This window comes from Bacillus sp. NP247 (assembly GCF_018966865.1).
Taxonomy (GTDB): domain Bacteria; phylum Bacillota; class Bacilli; order Bacillales; family Bacillaceae_G; genus Bacillus_A.
The window spans coordinates 5,190,098-5,206,547 of the sequence record NZ_CP076653.1 but is presented as its reverse complement, the minus strand read 5'-3'; the positions used below and the strand labels follow the sequence as shown (position 1 = coordinate 5,206,547).

Annotated in this window: 15 protein-coding genes; 5 read left to right on the top strand and 10 right to left on the bottom strand. The window is 31.7% G+C overall.

The annotated features are described in order from the left end of the window. Positions 1–92: 92 nt before the first annotated feature. Together KPL75_RS26920 and KPL75_RS26915 are read right to left on the bottom strand one after the other, a co-directional pair. On the bottom strand, positions 93–461 hold the full coding sequence (locus tag KPL75_RS26920; RefSeq protein ID WP_219918700.1) for a DUF4180 domain-containing protein: 369 nt from the start codon (positions 459–461) through the stop codon (positions 93–95). 171 nt (positions 462–632) lie between these two features. Further along, the gene (locus tag KPL75_RS26915) at positions 633–1,310 is read right to left on the bottom strand and encodes an HAD family hydrolase (protein WP_219918698.1); all 678 of its coding nucleotides are present in this window, start codon (positions 1,308–1,310) and stop codon (positions 633–635) included. A gap of 565 nt (positions 1,311–1,875) precedes the next feature. On the opposite strand from KPL75_RS26915, the gene KPL75_RS26910 reads away from it, so the two are divergent. Both KPL75_RS26910 and KPL75_RS26905 read left to right on the top strand, forming a co-directional pair. Continuing rightward, positions 1,876–2,541 carry a response regulator transcription factor gene (locus KPL75_RS26910; protein WP_219918696.1) on the top strand — a complete coding sequence of 222 codons (666 nt, stop codon included), beginning with the start codon at positions 1,876–1,878 and terminating at the stop codon, positions 2,539–2,541. After that, entirely contained in the window at positions 2,534–4,006 is a 1,473-nt protein-coding gene (locus KPL75_RS26905; RefSeq protein WP_219921177.1) for a sensor histidine kinase, read from the top strand. The genes KPL75_RS26910 and KPL75_RS26905 overlap by 8 nt, the downstream gene beginning before the upstream one ends. A gap of 45 nt (positions 4,007–4,051) precedes the next feature. Here KPL75_RS26905 and KPL75_RS26900 read toward each other — a convergent pair whose 3' ends face one another. Beyond that, on the bottom strand, positions 4,052–5,344 hold the full coding sequence (locus KPL75_RS26900; protein ID WP_219921176.1) for a hypothetical protein: 1,293 nt from the start codon (positions 5,342–5,344) through the stop codon (positions 4,052–4,054). 469 nt (positions 5,345–5,813) lie between these two features. Between KPL75_RS26900 and bla the strand changes: the two genes are divergently transcribed. Next, positions 5,814–6,749, top strand: coding sequence for a class A beta-lactamase (bla, locus tag KPL75_RS26895; RefSeq protein WP_215575058.1), 936 nt, complete (start codon positions 5,814–5,816; stop codon positions 6,747–6,749). 239 nt (positions 6,750–6,988) lie between these two features. Here the strand turns inward: bla and KPL75_RS26890 are convergent, their stop codons facing one another. Genes KPL75_RS26890 through KPL75_RS26880 form a run of 3 tightly spaced genes read right to left on the bottom strand, consistent with a single transcriptional unit; the run spans position 6,989 to position 10,750 of the window. After that, complete coding sequence (locus tag KPL75_RS26890; RefSeq protein ID WP_219918694.1) at positions 6,989–8,149, bottom strand: spore germination protein GerXC; 1,161 nt, start codon at positions 8,147–8,149, stop codon at positions 6,989–6,991. Further along, complete coding sequence (locus KPL75_RS26885) at positions 8,136–9,614, bottom strand: spore germination protein GerXA (RefSeq protein WP_219918692.1); 1,479 nt, start codon at positions 9,612–9,614, stop codon at positions 8,136–8,138. The genes KPL75_RS26890 and KPL75_RS26885 overlap by 14 nt, the downstream gene beginning before the upstream one ends. 56 nt (positions 9,615–9,670) lie before the next feature. Then, positions 9,671–10,750, bottom strand: coding sequence for a spore germination protein GerXB (locus tag KPL75_RS26880; protein ID WP_219918690.1), 1,080 nt, complete (start codon positions 10,748–10,750; stop codon positions 9,671–9,673). 523 nt (positions 10,751–11,273) lie between these two features. Here KPL75_RS26880 and KPL75_RS26875 point away from each other — a divergent pair. After that, on the top strand, positions 11,274–11,456 hold the full coding sequence (locus tag KPL75_RS26875; protein ID WP_215575056.1) for a hypothetical protein: 183 nt from the start codon (positions 11,274–11,276) through the stop codon (positions 11,454–11,456). 296 nt (positions 11,457–11,752) lie between these two features. On the opposite strand, the gene KPL75_RS26870 is transcribed toward KPL75_RS26875, so the two are convergent. Beyond that, on the bottom strand, positions 11,753–12,439 hold the full coding sequence (locus tag KPL75_RS26870; protein ID WP_219918688.1) for an ABC transporter ATP-binding protein: 687 nt from the start codon (positions 12,437–12,439) through the stop codon (positions 11,753–11,755). Between the two features lie 11 nt (positions 12,440–12,450). Next, positions 12,451–13,875, bottom strand: a complete 1,425-nt coding sequence (locus tag KPL75_RS26865) for an FtsX-like permease family protein (RefSeq protein ID WP_219918686.1) — start codon at positions 13,873–13,875, stop codon at positions 12,451–12,453. A gap of 522 nt (positions 13,876–14,397) precedes the next feature. On the opposite strand from KPL75_RS26865, the gene KPL75_RS26860 reads away from it, so the two are divergent. Then, positions 14,398–14,859, top strand: a complete 462-nt coding sequence (locus KPL75_RS26860) for a GNAT family N-acetyltransferase (RefSeq protein ID WP_219918684.1) — start codon at positions 14,398–14,400, stop codon at positions 14,857–14,859. A gap of 237 nt (positions 14,860–15,096) precedes the next feature. Here the strand turns inward: KPL75_RS26860 and KPL75_RS26855 are convergent, their stop codons facing one another. Together KPL75_RS26855 and KPL75_RS26850 are read right to left on the bottom strand one after the other, a co-directional pair. Then, positions 15,097–15,813 (bottom strand): hypothetical protein, encoded by a 717-nt coding sequence (locus KPL75_RS26855; RefSeq protein WP_219921175.1) that lies wholly within the window; start codon positions 15,811–15,813, stop codon positions 15,097–15,099. A 158-nt stretch (positions 15,814–15,971) separates the two neighbouring features. After that, positions 15,972–16,346 carry an ammonia permease gene (locus tag KPL75_RS26850; protein WP_219918682.1) on the bottom strand — a complete coding sequence of 125 codons (375 nt, stop codon included), beginning with the start codon at positions 16,344–16,346 and terminating at the stop codon, positions 15,972–15,974. Positions 16,347–16,450: the final 104 nt, after the last annotated feature.

Genomic DNA, 16,450 nt, shown 5'->3' with positions numbered 1-16,450 from the left:
GTACAAAATTTAAATTTGAAAAACATATTTATATAAAAATACAAATAAGAGGCACCATCACGGATGCCTCTTTCGAAATACATTTTATATCTTTATTTCAATGAGCTTAACTTTTCAATTGATTGTTGCTCAGTTGCTAAGAAAAAAATATCCTTACCTTTATTACATTCATAAATGAAATCTTTTAAGCTTTTACTAGTGTACATAGAAAAATCCCCGACGATAGCAATTTTTACGCTGTAATTAATAAACTTTTGAAGAATATCACCCGCAAGACGTGTTTTTAAGTCAAAGAAACTTTCACTTATTAATGACTTATTGATAACAATCCACTTTGAATCCGCTTCATATTGTACTGTTGCCATGAGATCTAATGCAGATTGAACGTCGGATATTAATACTCTATCGTTTCTGACGACGGCAATATTTATTCCGCCAATTACTACTTTCTTTATTTCCATAGTCTCACTCCTCTATAATTTATAAAGTATATATTAAACATGCTGTGTAGATTTTCATTAACACACATAAATGATTTGCTCCTGGCTCAATATCCTCTATATCATCGTAAATAAATATTGTTTTAAGACTTCTCATACGGTCAATGAAATTAAGGGTAATCTATCTTTTTACTATTTTTGAAAATTTATCTCTCCACAATAACTTAATAAATTATCAAAAGAAGTAATCTCGGCATATGGTTTAGTGTCGGTATTATTCTTAATCATATTAGGATTGAACCATATGCCCTTTATATTTGCATTTTGACAACCAGCAATATCCTTCTCTAAGTCATCTCCAACAAATAGTACATCTTCTGATTGTACATTTAGCTTATTTAATGCTAATTCAAATATGCGTTTGTCAGGTTTACTAAACCCCGCTTCTTCAGAAATAATGATTGTATCAAAATAATGATTCAAATTCGTGTTAATTATTTTTGCTTTTTGCCTCTGAGTTGAGCCATTTGTTATAATTCCAACTTTAATATGTGACTTTATAGTATTTATGATATTAATAGTTTTTTGGTTTATAGAAAAACAGTTTGGAAAATTATTATTCCAAAAGTCTTGAATGCAATTGCGTGGTAATCTATATTTCGGTGGGAATTCATTAAAATACGATTCCAAAACCTTTACTTTATCACTATGACCATAGCTTTTTTTATCATATTCCTTGAATTTCTGTAGCATTTCGTTTTTTACTGCATGTTGTTCAACATCCCCATAAAACTCCTCTAAAATAATGGAAAACAGTTTATCTACTGCCTTATCCCTATCAAGTAACGTATCATCTAAATCAAATAGCATTGCTTTATAACCCCTCAAATCATTTCACAACCTTTCTCGCATTATATAAATAATCCCTAATTCATACCTTTAAACTTTTGGTTTACCAAGAGAGTTGTTATTTATGTGAGAATAACAATCAAACAGAGTAAAGGATTTATTTTCACCATCCCTGAGAATTAATTCTAGCCTTAGAATCCAGTTGTTTTTCTCCGGATCAATTAAATGATTAACTACTTCGAATGTATTTCAAGTTCCTTCCTCTTCATTACAATGTAGCCATTCGCCGGATAAACTAGATAAAAAAAACTCCAAAGTTTGTGGCACACGCTCTAGAATTACAGTAGCTTCTTTTATATTGAAATTCATTTCCTTTTCTCCTCTTGGTAAAGAAGTAAAAGTATATTTTCATACAATTTAAGAAATCACACCCAATTTACATTATTATACATTATTTTTTCTTAAATATTAATCGTTCATCTTATTGAACGTGAAGCTAACACAATAACCGTCTTGTGAAATCTCCTAATTTATCTCCACATAAACTCCAGATAGTAAGGCTATAATGACTACCAGAGGTGATATTATGAAAAACTATCATATTCTCGTGGTAGAAGACGATCAAGAAATTCAGGAATTAATTAAACAATTTTTAATGACACAACAGTATACAGTTGTAGTCGCATCAGATGGATTAGAGGGTATGACACAATTTAATAAGCAATCCTTTGATTTAATTCTTCTAGATGTAATGATGCCCAATCTTAATGGATTTGAAGTATCTAAGATGATTCGAGGCCAGTCAAATGTACCAATTATTATGCTAACTGCGTTGGAAGAAGAGGAAGATCAAATGAAAGGGTTCGATCTTGGAATCGATGATTATATAACAAAACCCTTTTCGTTTCATGTTTTGATTAGACGAGTCGAAGCTGTACTGAGAAGAAGTTATGATAAAAATGTAAATAATCATTTAGTTTTTAAAGAAGTGCGTGTCGATGTTGATGCATATAAAGTATATGTAAATGAAGTTGAAATTTTATTAACGACAAAAGAGTTTGAAATTCTACAACTACTATTTCAAAATGAGAGAAAAGTACTCACAAGAGAAAATATCGTAGAAAAAGTTTGGGGGTACGATTATTTTGGAGAAACACGAATAATTGATACACATATTAAAAACCTACGTAAAAAGTTAGCTATCCCTTACATTAAAACAATAAAGGGTATTGGTTATAAAATTGATGAATAGTATTGTGAAAATCATGAAGATGAAGCAAATTACTTATAAACTCTTTATGACTACCTCTCTCATTTTGTTATCCTTTGCAGTATTGATTTATTTAACTTTATACTTCTTTCTCCCTACGTTTTATGAGCAATACAAAACAGATCAACTTCAAACAGGGATAAAAGAAATCATTGATAAGTCTAAAGATCTTACGTTTCAAGATGCGAAACCACTTTTTGATGAATATGCCAAAAAAAATAATGCGATGCTTTATCTTCAAAATAATGAGGGAATAATTAAATACTCTCCTTCATTTTCTTTTACTCAAAGCGGTTCGCAAACAACAGTAGTTACTAGAGCGACACGGTTCGAGAATGCAGGTACCCTTAGCAATTCATATAACGTTACGAAACCAATTCAATTCCAAGATGGTAGTTTAACGCTTATAGTCTTTGCTACATTTCAACCAATTGATGAAGCTTCCCGGGTTTTAGTACGCTTTCTCCCCTATATTAGTATCATTGTACTCGTAATTGGTGTAGGGAGTGCTTATTTCTATTCCAGGTTTATTACAAAACCACTTATTTATATTAATGAGGGTGCACAAAAGTTGGCAAATTTAGATTTCTCCGAAAAAATTGAGGTTCGCTCTACAGATGAGTTGGGGGAATTATCTAATAGTTTGAATGACATGTCTATTAACTTACAACAAGCTATGTTTGATTTAAAAAAAGCAAATCAACAATTAAAAAATGATATTGAAAAAGAACGAGAAATAGAAACAAAACGCAGAGAGTTTTTTGCGATTGTAGCACATGAATTAAAGACTCCTCTTACTGTAATGAAAGGATACTTAGAAGGGATGATATACAATATTGGCCCTTATCAAAATCGTGATCAATATTTAAAGAAAAATCATCAAATTATTGAAAGTATGGAACAATTAGTTCGTGAAATTTTAAGCGTGTCGAAACTAGAACAACACACCTTTAAACTAAAAGTAGAAGAAGTTAATCTTTCAAAGTTAATAGGTACAATCACAAAAGATCTCGAATTTTTTGCCTCTCAAAAAACCATCCAAATAATAACAGAAATTGATTCTGATCTTTCTGTTTATACAGATCGTGTTCTTTTTGAAAAAGCATGTAAAAATATTATCCATAATGCGGTTATGTATTCACCACATAATGAAAAAGTCTATATAAAGTTAAGTGAGGATTCTGAACAAGGTCAAATCAAAATGCAAATTATGAATACAGGTGTCAATATTAAAGAAGAAGATATACAACAAATTTTCAAACCATTTTATCGAATTGAAAAATCAAGGAATCGAAATACTGGAGGAAGTGGTTTAGGTTTATATATTGTTAAACAAATTCTTGAAACGCTAAATATAAAATATTCTATAAAAAATATGGAACATAGTGTACAATTTTGCATGAACATTCCATTATCTAAACAAAAAACAAAGAAACTCCCCTCTTAGTAGGACGAGTTTCTTTGTTTTTTGTAGTTTTAGTATTGTTACTTTTTAAGCAATATTGGGATTAGCTTTTTTACCAATCCACATACCTAAGCCCACCATGCCAAGCCAACAGCAAATTGCTAACATAAACATCAATCGTTGTACGGATAACCCTTCAATCTGCATTTGACCCTTCCCAACAATTGTTTGGAAAAGTTGCGACCATTCGACATCGTAAAAGACCCCTACTCCCACAATCACAATCAATATAAAAAATTGTAAAAATATATTCCCCATATTTCTCCATGTTGTGTAAATGAGTAAAGAAAGCTCTCTATGTGTAGCATTCACCATATATACTTTCATATTATTTTGAGAAGAAATACTATTAATGGCATAGCTCCCAAATGTAACGCTAAGGACTATAAATAGTGGAGAATAAAACCCAAATATCATGATTAAAGTACATAATAAAAACAAATGGATTGGATTAACTTTCTTAGCAGCTTTGATATCTAAAAATATGGACATCAAAATCCCTAATAGGTATGGGCCAACTACAATGAAAATACAGGTTAACATGTTATAGAAAGTAAAACTATAAAAAATACCCATCAAAAATAAATATCCATTTCCTAATCCAAGTAAAAATGATTCTGCCTTTAATCGAATTGGTAAAGAAGATGAAAGTTTATGAAAGAACTTTCCTTTCAACAAACTCAAAAACATGAAACAAATAAGCGCTATAGAAAGTAGAAAAAAATAAAAAATATATTGTTCATTATTTATGTTACGACTTGTTCGAATCAAAAGAATAAGCATTGAGACAAAAAGAAACTTTCCTACAACCGATACGATGGAGATAGGTAAAAGCCCTTTGGCTAACTCTGTTCTCGGCATTTTTTTTATAGCAAAAAGGATACTGATTAAACAAATCCCATATATGCATGTTATCAGCGGCGGCGATAAAAAACTAATCGCTAACAATACGATTATTAGTAAAAGAAAAACGATACCAATAATAATCGCTTGTTGATTTTTATTATAAACCTTTCCCCCGCCTTCCACATGTAGAAACAATAAAGTACTCGTCATGGTAGAAATTGTACTAACTGCAAAACCAGAAAATAACGCACTTATTTCTAGCCATCTTGAACTCCATCCAAAGAAAGTAACACTAAGTAATGATACTATCAGAATAGAAACAGTCCAATATAAGGAGCGGTGAATCCCAGCCTTATTCACAATAGGTATCCAGATAAACACACCCGTCATATAAGTTGTATAAAACAAGATTGATGGCCAGTATCCCTCAAAGCCTTTCGAAATCTGTAATCCATAAACAATGTAAATAAGCATGGGTGTAAAGATAGTCGTTATTAGTAGACTAAATGTAGTTATACTTTGCACCACAAGTCTTTTTTGTTTTGTCGTATGTATCGTATAACACCTCACTTAAAATGAAATCAGTAGTTGTTATTACTTATTCTGTCCGAAACGAGGTTGTTATATATGCGCAATCCAATTGAAATTCCCATTACGAGATAAACTCAATCTAAATCCACATTAAATTAAGTGGCGTGCAAAAAAGGTGGATTTTGTGATTCTTATAAATAAAATTAATGGATATATTCAAAATCTTAATCATAAATGGAACAAATGTGTTACTTAGATTGTCTATTACGTATAAAAAAGGTGTTCTTGGTAGTCCTCTCATTTTGTAATGCAAGAAATACAAGAGGAGTGCTATCCTGTGCATTTGTTAATTGTATAGGTATGTAAAATACCTATACAAAATCCATATATTCTTGAAAGAGGTTGAAAATTTATGATAGTTTCAAAGAAGTTTTTTCACATTGCACATTATAAAAAGATGCTCCCTGTAGTATTACTTTCATGTGTAACGCTTATAGGCTGTTCCAATAGTAATATTCAATCCGAATCCCCTAAACAAACCACACAAGAACATATAAGTAATCAATCTTTTGTTAAGCTTGAAAAAGATTATGATGCTAAGCTTGGTATTTATGCATTGGACACAGGTACGAATCAAACCGTTACTTATCGTTCAGATGAACGGTTTGCATACGCATCTACCCACAAAGCCCTTGCTGTAGGAGCACTGTTACAAAAGAAATCAATAAAAGATTTAGATCAAAGAATTAAGTATACTAGCAAAGATCTTGTGAATTACAATCCAATTACTGAAAAATATGTAGATACAGGTATGACTCTGAAAGAGCTTGCGGATGCTTCCATTCGATATAGTGATAATACTGCACAAAATCTTATTCTTAAACAATTAGGTGGGCCAAGTGAATTCAAAAAATCACTGAGAGAAATAGGAGATACTGTCACAAATCCTGAACGTTTTGAACCAGAATTAAACGAAGTGCAGCCAGGAGACACTCGTGATACTAGTACCCCAAAGGCATTAGCTACTAGTCTTCAAGCATACGCGCTAGGCGATATACTTTCCATTGAGAAACGGAACTTTTTAATAGATTTGATGAAAAGAAATACTACGGGGGACAACTTAATTCGTGCTGGAGTTCCAGGAGAATGGGAAGTAGCCGATAAGACCGGCTCTGGGTCTTATGGAACAAGGAATGATATTGCAATCATTTGGCCACCAAATAAAAAGCCAATTATTCTTGCGATACTTTCTAATCATGCGAAAGAAGATGCGAAATACGATGATAAACTTATTGCAAATGCAACTAAAATAGTGTTAGACGCTTTAAAAGTAACGAATAAATCATAGCAATGAATTTAAGCTGCTCCTACTTTACGGTACATATAGTTTTAAATACTTGTACTTATCTAAACGCTAAGAAATGTAAGCGTGTTTTCAGGCAAAGAAGGAGGCAAAAGCCTCCCTCTTCTCCTAATCGAACTCTCATCCCATTCCTAAAGAAGACGACGCCACATCGTAGTGGTCTTTCAAGTTCGAATCTCCTATTTAGAATTAATATTTTACGTTTCCTTTCATCATCAACCATTCTAATGCTCAATCATATTACGCATATTTTTAGATTTTCCATTTGTAGCTATATTAATCGAGACATTTAAATCTAATTCTTTATTTTGAAGGGATATTCCCCCCTCTTTTTTATAATGTTTCCACAATTTAGAATTCTGCCGATATAAGGAATGTGATAACTGATACGTGTCAATCCCTCTTTCGATTCCTTTTCGGTACGTTTTTTTAATTTCTTTTTCAACTTGGTCCTCTGCAATTTTTTTAATATCATTTACAGGCATAGAATTTATTAATTGAAAAATATCAGCATCGAAATGGATGTTCATAAGCATACATAACTTTCCATTTTTAATAAAATGCTTTGTATCTATCTTTGGATTTTTTAATACTATATGTCCAATGATTTTCTTGTTAAATTTTAATAGTAATGGAGCTCGTTTGGTATTTTCATCCGTCCATCGAACCCCAGCAATATCATGGCTGTTTAAATGATTTATATAGGATTTATCGTTTATAAAACCATAACCACTAAATTTTAACATTGGAAATGATGTATGTCCTTTTTTCCAATATGTTTTAGTCGTAGCTAAGAATGGAATGCGAGTTGTCATCCCAGGTTCATAATAATTTCTTTGGAATTTATATAAAGGTAAAGGATCTATTATTGTATATTGCTTGGTTATCTCTTTTGGTAAATTAATGATTGTATATAATTGAGAAATATTTAATATATTATTGTTCGCTAATATATTTTCTAAAGGCTCCTTAGTTCCAAATATCCACATAGTATCTCGAAATTGAAAAAACCGAGAAAAAAAATCATTAAATTGATTTAAGTCACCATGTTTTAGAAATCTCTCTGTTACAACAATTGTTTTGAGATGCTCCCATGAGATTTCTTGTTGAGCACCCTTATAAAAATCAAATGCTGCCTCATCTAAAATGGGGCCTTTTCCCTTTCCAATATAGGCCTGACTATAATTACGGGTAGTGCTCCCTTCTTGTTTAGCTATGTTAGAAAAATTAATAAATTGCGGACGGATGATATAGTTATTATCTTTAAAATCGATACCTAGACTATTTATATACAAAACGTGATGCAACTCTCTTTGATCCCAACACCCTGTTAGAAACGTACACATCATAAAAAGAAATATAACTATTCTTTTATTTTTCTTCATCGGTACTCTCTCTTTTCCTTGTATTATCTTGCGTATGCAATTCTTTAGGTCTTTTTTTCATATACGTGAAAGGAAGTCTAAATGTGGCTGCTAGCATACTTTTAAACACAGGGGGTGAATATGGTGTAAAGAATGGAACTCCAAAAGAGCGTAAATTTACTACGTGTATCACCATCACAAGGACACAAAAGATAAATCCTACTATGCCTAATAAAGAAGATACTAAGAATACTACATACCGCAATATACTTATTATTCCTGTTACTGACTGATTAGTTAAAGCAAATGTCGAAACAACCGAGATTGCTATTATAATGACCATAGATGCTGAAACAATTCCTGCACTAATAGCGGCTTGTCCAATAATTAATCCCCCTACAACAGATAATGTTTGACCAAATACGGCAGGAACACGTAATCCTGCTTGCCTCAAAATTTCAAATAATGTCATCATAATTAGCCCTTCTAAAGGAGCTGGAAAAGGAATCCCTTCTCTTGATAAGCTTAATGTAGCTAGCAACGTATAGGGAATTTGATCTGGATGATATGTAATTAGTGCTATCCAAATTCCTGGAAGAAATATAGAAATTGCTATCCCCAAAAGACTTACAAGTCGTACAAAGCTACCGAATATATAGAAAAAATCTTGATCTTCCGATGTATTCACAAAAAAAGGAAATGTAACTGGTGCAATTGTCGCTGTTGGTGACCCTTCAACTAATAAAATAAAACGCCCATATAGCAAACAATTCACAGCATAATCAGGGCGCCCTGTATATTCAACTAAAGGAAATACACTAAATTGATTGTTTGTGATTAACTCTTCAATTTGTGCACTTGAAACAACTCCATCTATTTTAATTTGTCTTAATTTTAATCGAACTTGATTAATGATATCTTGAGATGCGATATCTTTTAAATACATGAGTGCTACTTTAGTTTGTGTTCTTTCTCCAATAATAAATTCTTCATAACTAAGAGAACTCGTTTTTAGTCTTTTTCTAATTAATCCTATGTTTGTGTTTAACTCTTCAACAAATCCATCACGTGCACCCCGAATGGTCATCTCTGTATTTGTTTGTTCAACTGATCTTGTAGGTATTTGGGCAATATCAACTATATATCCTTGTTTAGATTCTTCAAAAATAATAAGGAGGTTTCCTTCAAATATAATCTGAGAGATAGTTTCATTCGAATTTACCATATCTAATTTCTGTACTGATAACTGGGGAATTAATGTTGAGAGGTTAAACTCTTCTATCGAATTACTTGAAAGCTCTTTGCAAACATGGGATGATGTGGCTTGTTTTAATTTTGTATTGTCAATTAAGTTTTGACAATACATAAACAATACTGACCTCGTTTTTTCTTTCTCATCGAATTCACGCTTTATTACTTTTACATCGTTGCATCCCTCAAACCACTCTAATATTATCTTCTCGTTTAATTCTACTCGTTTGTTCATCTACGTTGTCTCCTTCAAACTCAGCAACCTTATATAAAATACATTCTCATATTTTTTCAAGAACTTTTCTTATATTTAGCAACCCATACAAACACTATCAGTAAGATAGAAAATAAAAATAGCCCTAATGCTGAAACTGGTAAAACAATTTGAGATACAAACCAATAGAAACTAGAGTCACTGATAGGTAGTATACTTATTACTACAATACATGAAAGGATTACAAACATAACCCCATTTCTCGTTTTTTGATTTGTAATTGATAACAAATCTGGAATAAGAAAAACAACAAGTGATAGACGAATAAAGATCCCTACAAGCCACTGATACACGGAGAGAAAGTCTAAATTTTCAATGTACCTTCCTATTGACACAAGTCTCCATTCTTCAAATGCTGGATATCGTTGGTTTGCTGCTACGAAAGGACCAAATTCTATAATTGCTGCCATAACTGGGCCTATTGTGATACCAATAATAACAATACCCAAGGCAATCAGTTGATATAATTTGATTTTTGAACAAATGTGATGTTGTAAAAAAAGAATAAAAATTAACTCTAGAAATCCTGCTGCAGGATAAACCATCCCTCTAAATACTGGATTCATTCCATTTTCCATCATTGGCTGAAGTAAAGAATAATCTTTATGTGGAACATTTGCAAACATGACAAAAAAGCCAAGTAGAAATACAATAGGTAACAAAACACCTGTTGTAAGTGCAATAGATTGAATTCCTCTTGTAGCATTATAGAGACAAATCATTGAAAAAAGTATTCCTAATACAAAGTGAGGTGTTTCTGGTAAATAAAAAGAGAAAAAGGTTAATGTTTCTTTTAGTGCAACGACACCAATTGTTATTAAATAAAGTACAACTATGAATATGATTGGATATACACTGAATTTCCCAAAATTATTTTTTAACCACAAAAATAAATGTTCATTTTTTATGTTTATATATATGATGAATATTAATGAAATCCAAATCAAGTATATAACGCTTACTAATAGGATAGAGATCCACGAATCTCTACCCGAGGTATCTAATAACATAGGAATCATAATGACATGATTAATTATCCCAATACTACCAATGAGTATCATAGAAACTTGAAATAAAGTAATTGTTTGCTTTGTCATACTTACCACCATATTTTGTAATGAAGAAACATTACATAGTATAACTGATACATTACATCTTTATTCCAAATGGTTAGTGCTTAGAGCTACGGGAAATCAAACGCCCTTACTTATAATATCTATTACATAAGATGTAAGTTAGCCCTTCCCTTGGTGTATTTACCCACAATTGTTCAATACCCAATTAAAATCATCTCTTGGTAAAGGTTTACTATGTTTTTAATGAGCATCTACTTTAGAATACATAGCTTTTGAGTAATTGAATTTTAGTTTTTTGAAATATAGTATGCTGTACTGAAAAACCGATTACACATTAAAAATAAAGTCCTCCATCCACCTTCATAATTTCCATTGATATAAGTAGAAAGAAGTTCTTACCAACTTTTTTGAGAGGTACATTACCTGAATTTCTTATATCCACTACAATTGTCGAATCGCTTTTTATTTTGTCGAATATTCTGTACATGATTATCTTCAGACTGATATACTATAAATACAATAGTTTTAGAAAGGTGATGATATTATGTATGAACAACAAAATAATAGGGATAGAGATCAAAAAATGATGTTTTCTATGCAAGGAGTTCCCACAAATAAAGTTAACATGGATCAATTACCAAAATGGATTAGAATTTTCGGCTATTGTGCTTTTGCTTGGATGATATTATTTAGTTTAATTATGATTGTAGGTTTAATTCTTCAATAGCTATATAAATAAACGGTTAAAACGGGACAGTATTTAGATCATACATCTAGGTAATGGCCCGTTTTTTATATGTAATTCCTCAATGATATAGTTAACCGATCATAACAAAAAGAACCTGTAGAAAATCCTACAAGTTCTTTTTTAAATATTATTAAAAAGGAAACAACAAACTATCTCAACATTCATTGCAGGGAGACCATTTTGATTATGGCTTGGCTTTATTATATAGCAAATATAAAGATTTGAAGGGGTTCATTTTTGAAAATTATGTGAATTAAATAACCATGGTTTTTATATTAGGTATTATTAATTTCGTTTATCACTAACTTCTTTTTCCTTAAATAAACTGCTCGATCCGATTTTTTTGCAACTTCTTGTGAATGCGTAACTACAATTACACATTTATCCTCTTGATGAGCGAGCTCCTGAAACAACTCAATAATTTCATTTGCTGTTTCTCCATCAAGGTTTCCTGTTGGTTCATCAGCAATCAATAAATCGACATTGCAAGATAGTGCTCGAGCAATTGCTACACGTTGTTGTTGTCCACCACTTAGTTGCAAGACATTTCGTTTCGCTTCTACTTCTGTGAGTCCTACCTTCTCTAATAATTCTAATGCTCTTGCTTTTTTATTTTGTACCTTCACACCTGTAATTTCCATTGCCGTTAGTACATTCTGAAGAGCAGTCATATAGGTAATCAAATTATACGATTGGAAAATCACGGATACATTTTGATTACGGTATCGATCCAAACCAATTTTTCGAATATCCTTGCCATTATATAGTACATAACCGTTTTTAGGTATGTCCAGCCCACAACCTAAGCTAAGAGTTGTGGTTTTGCCAGATCCAGAGGGCCCTAAAATCGTGTAAAAATGCCCTTTTTGAAAAGAAAAATTAACATTATCTAGTATCGTTACTTTTTTCCCGTTACTTTCATAATAATAATCTAAGTTTTTAAATTGTAAAATCGTCTCCATATCGAGCCTCCTTATTCATCTTTTAATAGAATTTGTTTTGGATTTAAGCGTAGAATAGATAATGCTGGAAGAAGCGTTGCTAATATAGCAATAGCTAGTCCAATTCCCCCCATTTTTCCTACATCCTCTCCCGTTACACTTACATCAATCTTATCAATTGGCTCTTCGTTTTGGTTTTGTGGAGTACCACCAGCTCCAACCATCATTACACTACCATTTTGTGAATTGTCTTTTTCTTCGCTTGCTGTAGCAATTTCACCCGAAAGTAAGTTATCCCCTACGAATTGAGAAACTTTAGCCCCTGTTGTTAATGATAATCCTAACGCTAAAATAGCAATACATACTACTTCTACTACGAACTGCGCCATCAGTTTCCATTTTTTCTCTCCAATGGACAATAAAATCCCCATTTCCTTACGACGTGCTTTAATCGATAACATAATGATTAATCCTAAGATAATCGCACCTGCAATAGATACCATATAGATAATCATTTGAGACGTAGAAGCGATATTTTCGATAGGACCAATCATTTGTTTGTACAATGAATCTTGTGCATCTAACTTAAAATAATTAAAATCAATATCAGATTTTTTTGCTTCTTTTTTAAATGCATCAATGTCTTGTGGATCCTTCAATAAGTACACAACTTGAATACTACTACTCATACCTTCATCTGTTTCTAATTTTTTCAAAGTAGAGTAAGGCATATATAGTTTATTAGCTGGATTCATCATAGGAGGGGGATTTTGACCCATTGGTTGCTCATTCGTTTCGTAAATACCGATAATTTCAACTTCAAGAGTTTCCTTCTTATCCCCTGATTGAACTTTAACTTTATCTCCTACTTTCAAATTGTTTTGTTCCGCTAATCGTTTTTCCATTAAAGCTACATTCTGATCTTTCATCTGTTCTGTAATTGGTTTTCCATCAACGATTTTACTTTTTCCATTTTTAAAACTTTCTTGTAATAAAGTCTTGCGAACTCCTTCTATCATAAGAGAAGAATTCATATCTATTTCTGAACCTGAACCTGATCCTCCCACCATTGCAACGTTACCTTTTCCTTTTCCTTCTCCTTCTGAAGCTCCTACTAATTTAAACCCATCCGCAATTCCGAAATTATTGGTTATATAATTATAGTCTTTTACATGCTTGGACTTCGCTAATTGGTCTGCTTCTTTTGTGTTGAGCTTCGGCGGCTTAGGCATCTCGCCAGTTTCCCTAGCTTGTTGACCTAATTTGTCAAAATCAAGACCTAAAGTAACATCTGCACCTAGTTTTTTTCTTGCTGCATCCGCAGCTTTTTTTGATGCATTTTGGATTGTAAATCCTGCCAACACTAAATTTGTAACAATCAGGAAGACTGCCATCAAAATTAATGATGTTCCTACTCTTTTTTTCATACTGAGAATTGCGCGTTTCATAAAATTCATTTTTTCTTACCTCCTTGATAACTTGTATTCTATATAGGTTATCTAGAGTCTATATGGAGCTAATCGGTAGTTTATCTAGAGATATAAGGAGTTTATGTGTAGTTAGTTATTGACCTGGTCAAGAAAAACCGGAACACAAATTCAAAAACGCAATCGTTTTTGAATATTGGTAAGGAGGTAGTCCACATACATAGAGTTAAGATTCATTGAATGAGAGCATACAAATCTATGCTTATTATGTAATTGCTATACAACAAATAAAAAGCACCCTATTTGAATGGTTATATCTGTGTTTGTTAAATATAAAAATCCATTAATGAATATGGAGGTTTATTGAAGTTGGTTGGATTTTTAATAATAATATTGTGTTAAAAAGCCTAACCTATAATTTTATAAGTTAGGCTTTTATGTTATCTATAAGAAAAAGTTATAGAGACTCATAATATTTTATAATTTAACCTATTGTATTTAAACAAGTAAAATAAAAGTAACAAGTGCATACATTAAGGAGGTTTTTTGATAGTGATAGAAACTATAACATTTAGGATTGCTACGGCAGATGATTTAGATGCTATTGTAAAAATGCTTGCTGATGATGTTTTAGGAAATAAAAGAGAGCGCTATGAAACACCACTCCCTGATAGTTATATAAGAGCATTTCACGCTATTGATTGTGATCCAAATAACGAGTTAATTGTAGCGTGTGATGGGACGGAGATTGTTGGTGTTCAACAAATTACATTTACGCCTTACATTGCACGTCAAGGGGGTTGGAGAGCTACAATTGAGGGTGTACGAACAGCCTCATCAAAACGTGGTAAAGGTATAGGAACTAAACTTATTAAATGGGCTATTCAACGTGCTACATTACGAGGATGTCATTTAGTACAGCTAACAACAGATAAAGAACGACAAGAAGCTTTGCAATTTTATAAGAAATTAGGTTTTAAAGATTCTCATGAAGGATTAAAACTTTTTCTTTAATGAATATTGTTATTTATATACCAAAAAGACGTATATTGTAAGGTTAATTAACTATAGGCTTCGAAAATTATGGTAACTATCACTGTATTAGATATACAAATTGACACATTGTCTTTCATATAAATTACGCCACTTCAAAAGGTGTACCTTTTGAGATATAAAAACCCAATTCATTTATCAATGATCTCCTTGTATATGAATAGAATATAAAAAAGGAAATCGAAATGATTTCCTACTTCACTTTGTAAGCTGTAAAGCTTTCATATAATCATCCTTTTTCTCAAAGGTCTTTTTTGCTTCTTCAGCCGTTAATACATAATCTACTGCAATATTTTGTAATAAACTCTTATTAGCATTTGGCAGCTGAATCGTTATGTCTTCCACACTACTCTTATGATTTTCAATTGTTTTATTAAATTCCTGAATACTTCTTGCAAGATCCGCTACTTTTTCCATATGTGCAAAGTTGTTTAAATCCAAAAAGATATTACTTCTGAAAACTGCCGTAACATAATGCTTCGAATGTTTCTTCGCTATTTCTTTCTCAGCCTTCTTATCGAAAACAGTATCCCCTGTCTGCATTTGATCGAAAGTAAGTATAGTATTACTCCCTTCTTCTTCATAATATGTATTGAATCTTTCTTGTAAATCATTCGCTTCTTTTTTTATTTTATAGTTATCATTATTTACTTTTGGAGAGATTCGTCCATCGAAATATAATTGGAATTGTAAATATGGTTCATCTACTTGCTGTACAGAAGCTATTCGTGTGTCTGGGCCTGAAAAATCCTTACTTTGGTCAGGTATTTCAATTTGGTTTAGTTTAACAGAAAAACCATACTCCGATTTTGTATAATTTTGTGCTTTTTGTTCAATTTCTTCATTTGATATATCACATGATGTTAATAGCAATAAACTAAACAGCACGCTATATGTTATTTTTGTTCTTTTTATGCGAAAATCACAGGGTAATAAACCGATTACTAAATATAAAAATGTATAACTTTTTAACATCTTTTTTATTATTTTCATTTTAAATAGATTCCTTAACTTATTAATAATATAGTTTCATAGTTTGAAAAACACTTATTGAGTTTTCGTAACCAAAATAACTAATAGATATAAACTGAATCAGGTACAGACATTAAATAATAAAAAAAAGCCCCTAATATTCCAGTAATAAAAATAATAAATCCTATATTGCGTATGCTCTTAATTTTTGCTTGTAGTCCATTGAATCCTGCCAATAACCCACTTAAAGGGAATAGGGTAAAGTATGGAACGGGTGAAAGAAGATATTCTGCATCAATCCCCATACCCCAACACACAAAAGGTAGTACGACAAGGGAAAGACTAAGTAATCCCATTACACTTACGAGTAATTTACGGTTTTCAATCCCTGCAATAATTAAATAAATCCCACCAATAAATCCACATAACCAGAAAATGGGCATAAAGTAAATCCAAAGAAAGCTCAAGATGATCATATATAATTTTCTCCTAGTTGATAAGTTGTATTTCAACAATTGTAAGATGATACATAATAATAGAAAAAAGCCATACATCCTACTTCATAGGAACAATAGGACTT

Excerpts from the sequence above, each read along its gene's own strand:
- KPL75_RS26920 (WP_219918700.1), bottom strand. The coding sequence starts at position 461 with ATGGAAATAAAGAAAGTAGTAATTGGCGGAATAAATATTGCCGTCGTC.
- KPL75_RS26915 (WP_219918698.1), bottom strand. The coding sequence starts at position 1,310 with ATGCTATTTGATTTAGATGATACGTTACTTGATAGGGATAAGGCAGTA.
- KPL75_RS26910 (WP_219918696.1), top strand. The coding sequence starts at position 1,876 with ATGAAAAACTATCATATTCTCGTGGTAGAAGACGATCAAGAAATTCAG.
- KPL75_RS26905 (WP_219921177.1), top strand. The coding sequence starts at position 2,534 with ATGAATAGTATTGTGAAAATCATGAAGATGAAGCAAATTACTTATAAA.
- KPL75_RS26900 (WP_219921176.1), bottom strand. The coding sequence starts at position 5,344 with ATGCTTATTTACATTGTTTATGGATTACAGATTTCGAAAGGCTTTGAG.
- bla (WP_215575058.1), top strand. The coding sequence starts at position 5,814 with ATGATAGTTTCAAAGAAGTTTTTTCACATTGCACATTATAAAAAGATG.
- KPL75_RS26890 (WP_219918694.1), bottom strand. The coding sequence starts at position 8,149 with ATGAAGAAAAATAAAAGAATAGTTATATTTCTTTTTATGATGTGTACG.
- KPL75_RS26885 (WP_219918692.1), bottom strand. The coding sequence starts at position 9,614 with ATGAACAAACGAGTAGAATTAAACGAGAAGATAATATTAGAGTGGTTT.
- KPL75_RS26880 (WP_219918690.1), bottom strand. The coding sequence starts at position 10,750 with ATGACAAAGCAAACAATTACTTTATTTCAAGTTTCTATGATACTCATT.
- KPL75_RS26875 (WP_215575056.1), top strand. The coding sequence starts at position 11,274 with ATGTATGAACAACAAAATAATAGGGATAGAGATCAAAAAATGATGTTT.
- KPL75_RS26870 (WP_219918688.1), bottom strand. The coding sequence starts at position 12,439 with ATGGAGACGATTTTACAATTTAAAAACTTAGATTATTATTATGAAAGT.
- KPL75_RS26865 (WP_219918686.1), bottom strand. The coding sequence starts at position 13,875 with ATGAATTTTATGAAACGCGCAATTCTCAGTATGAAAAAAAGAGTAGGA.
- KPL75_RS26850 (WP_219918682.1), bottom strand. The coding sequence starts at position 16,346 with ATGATCATCTTGAGCTTTCTTTGGATTTACTTTATGCCCATTTTCTGG.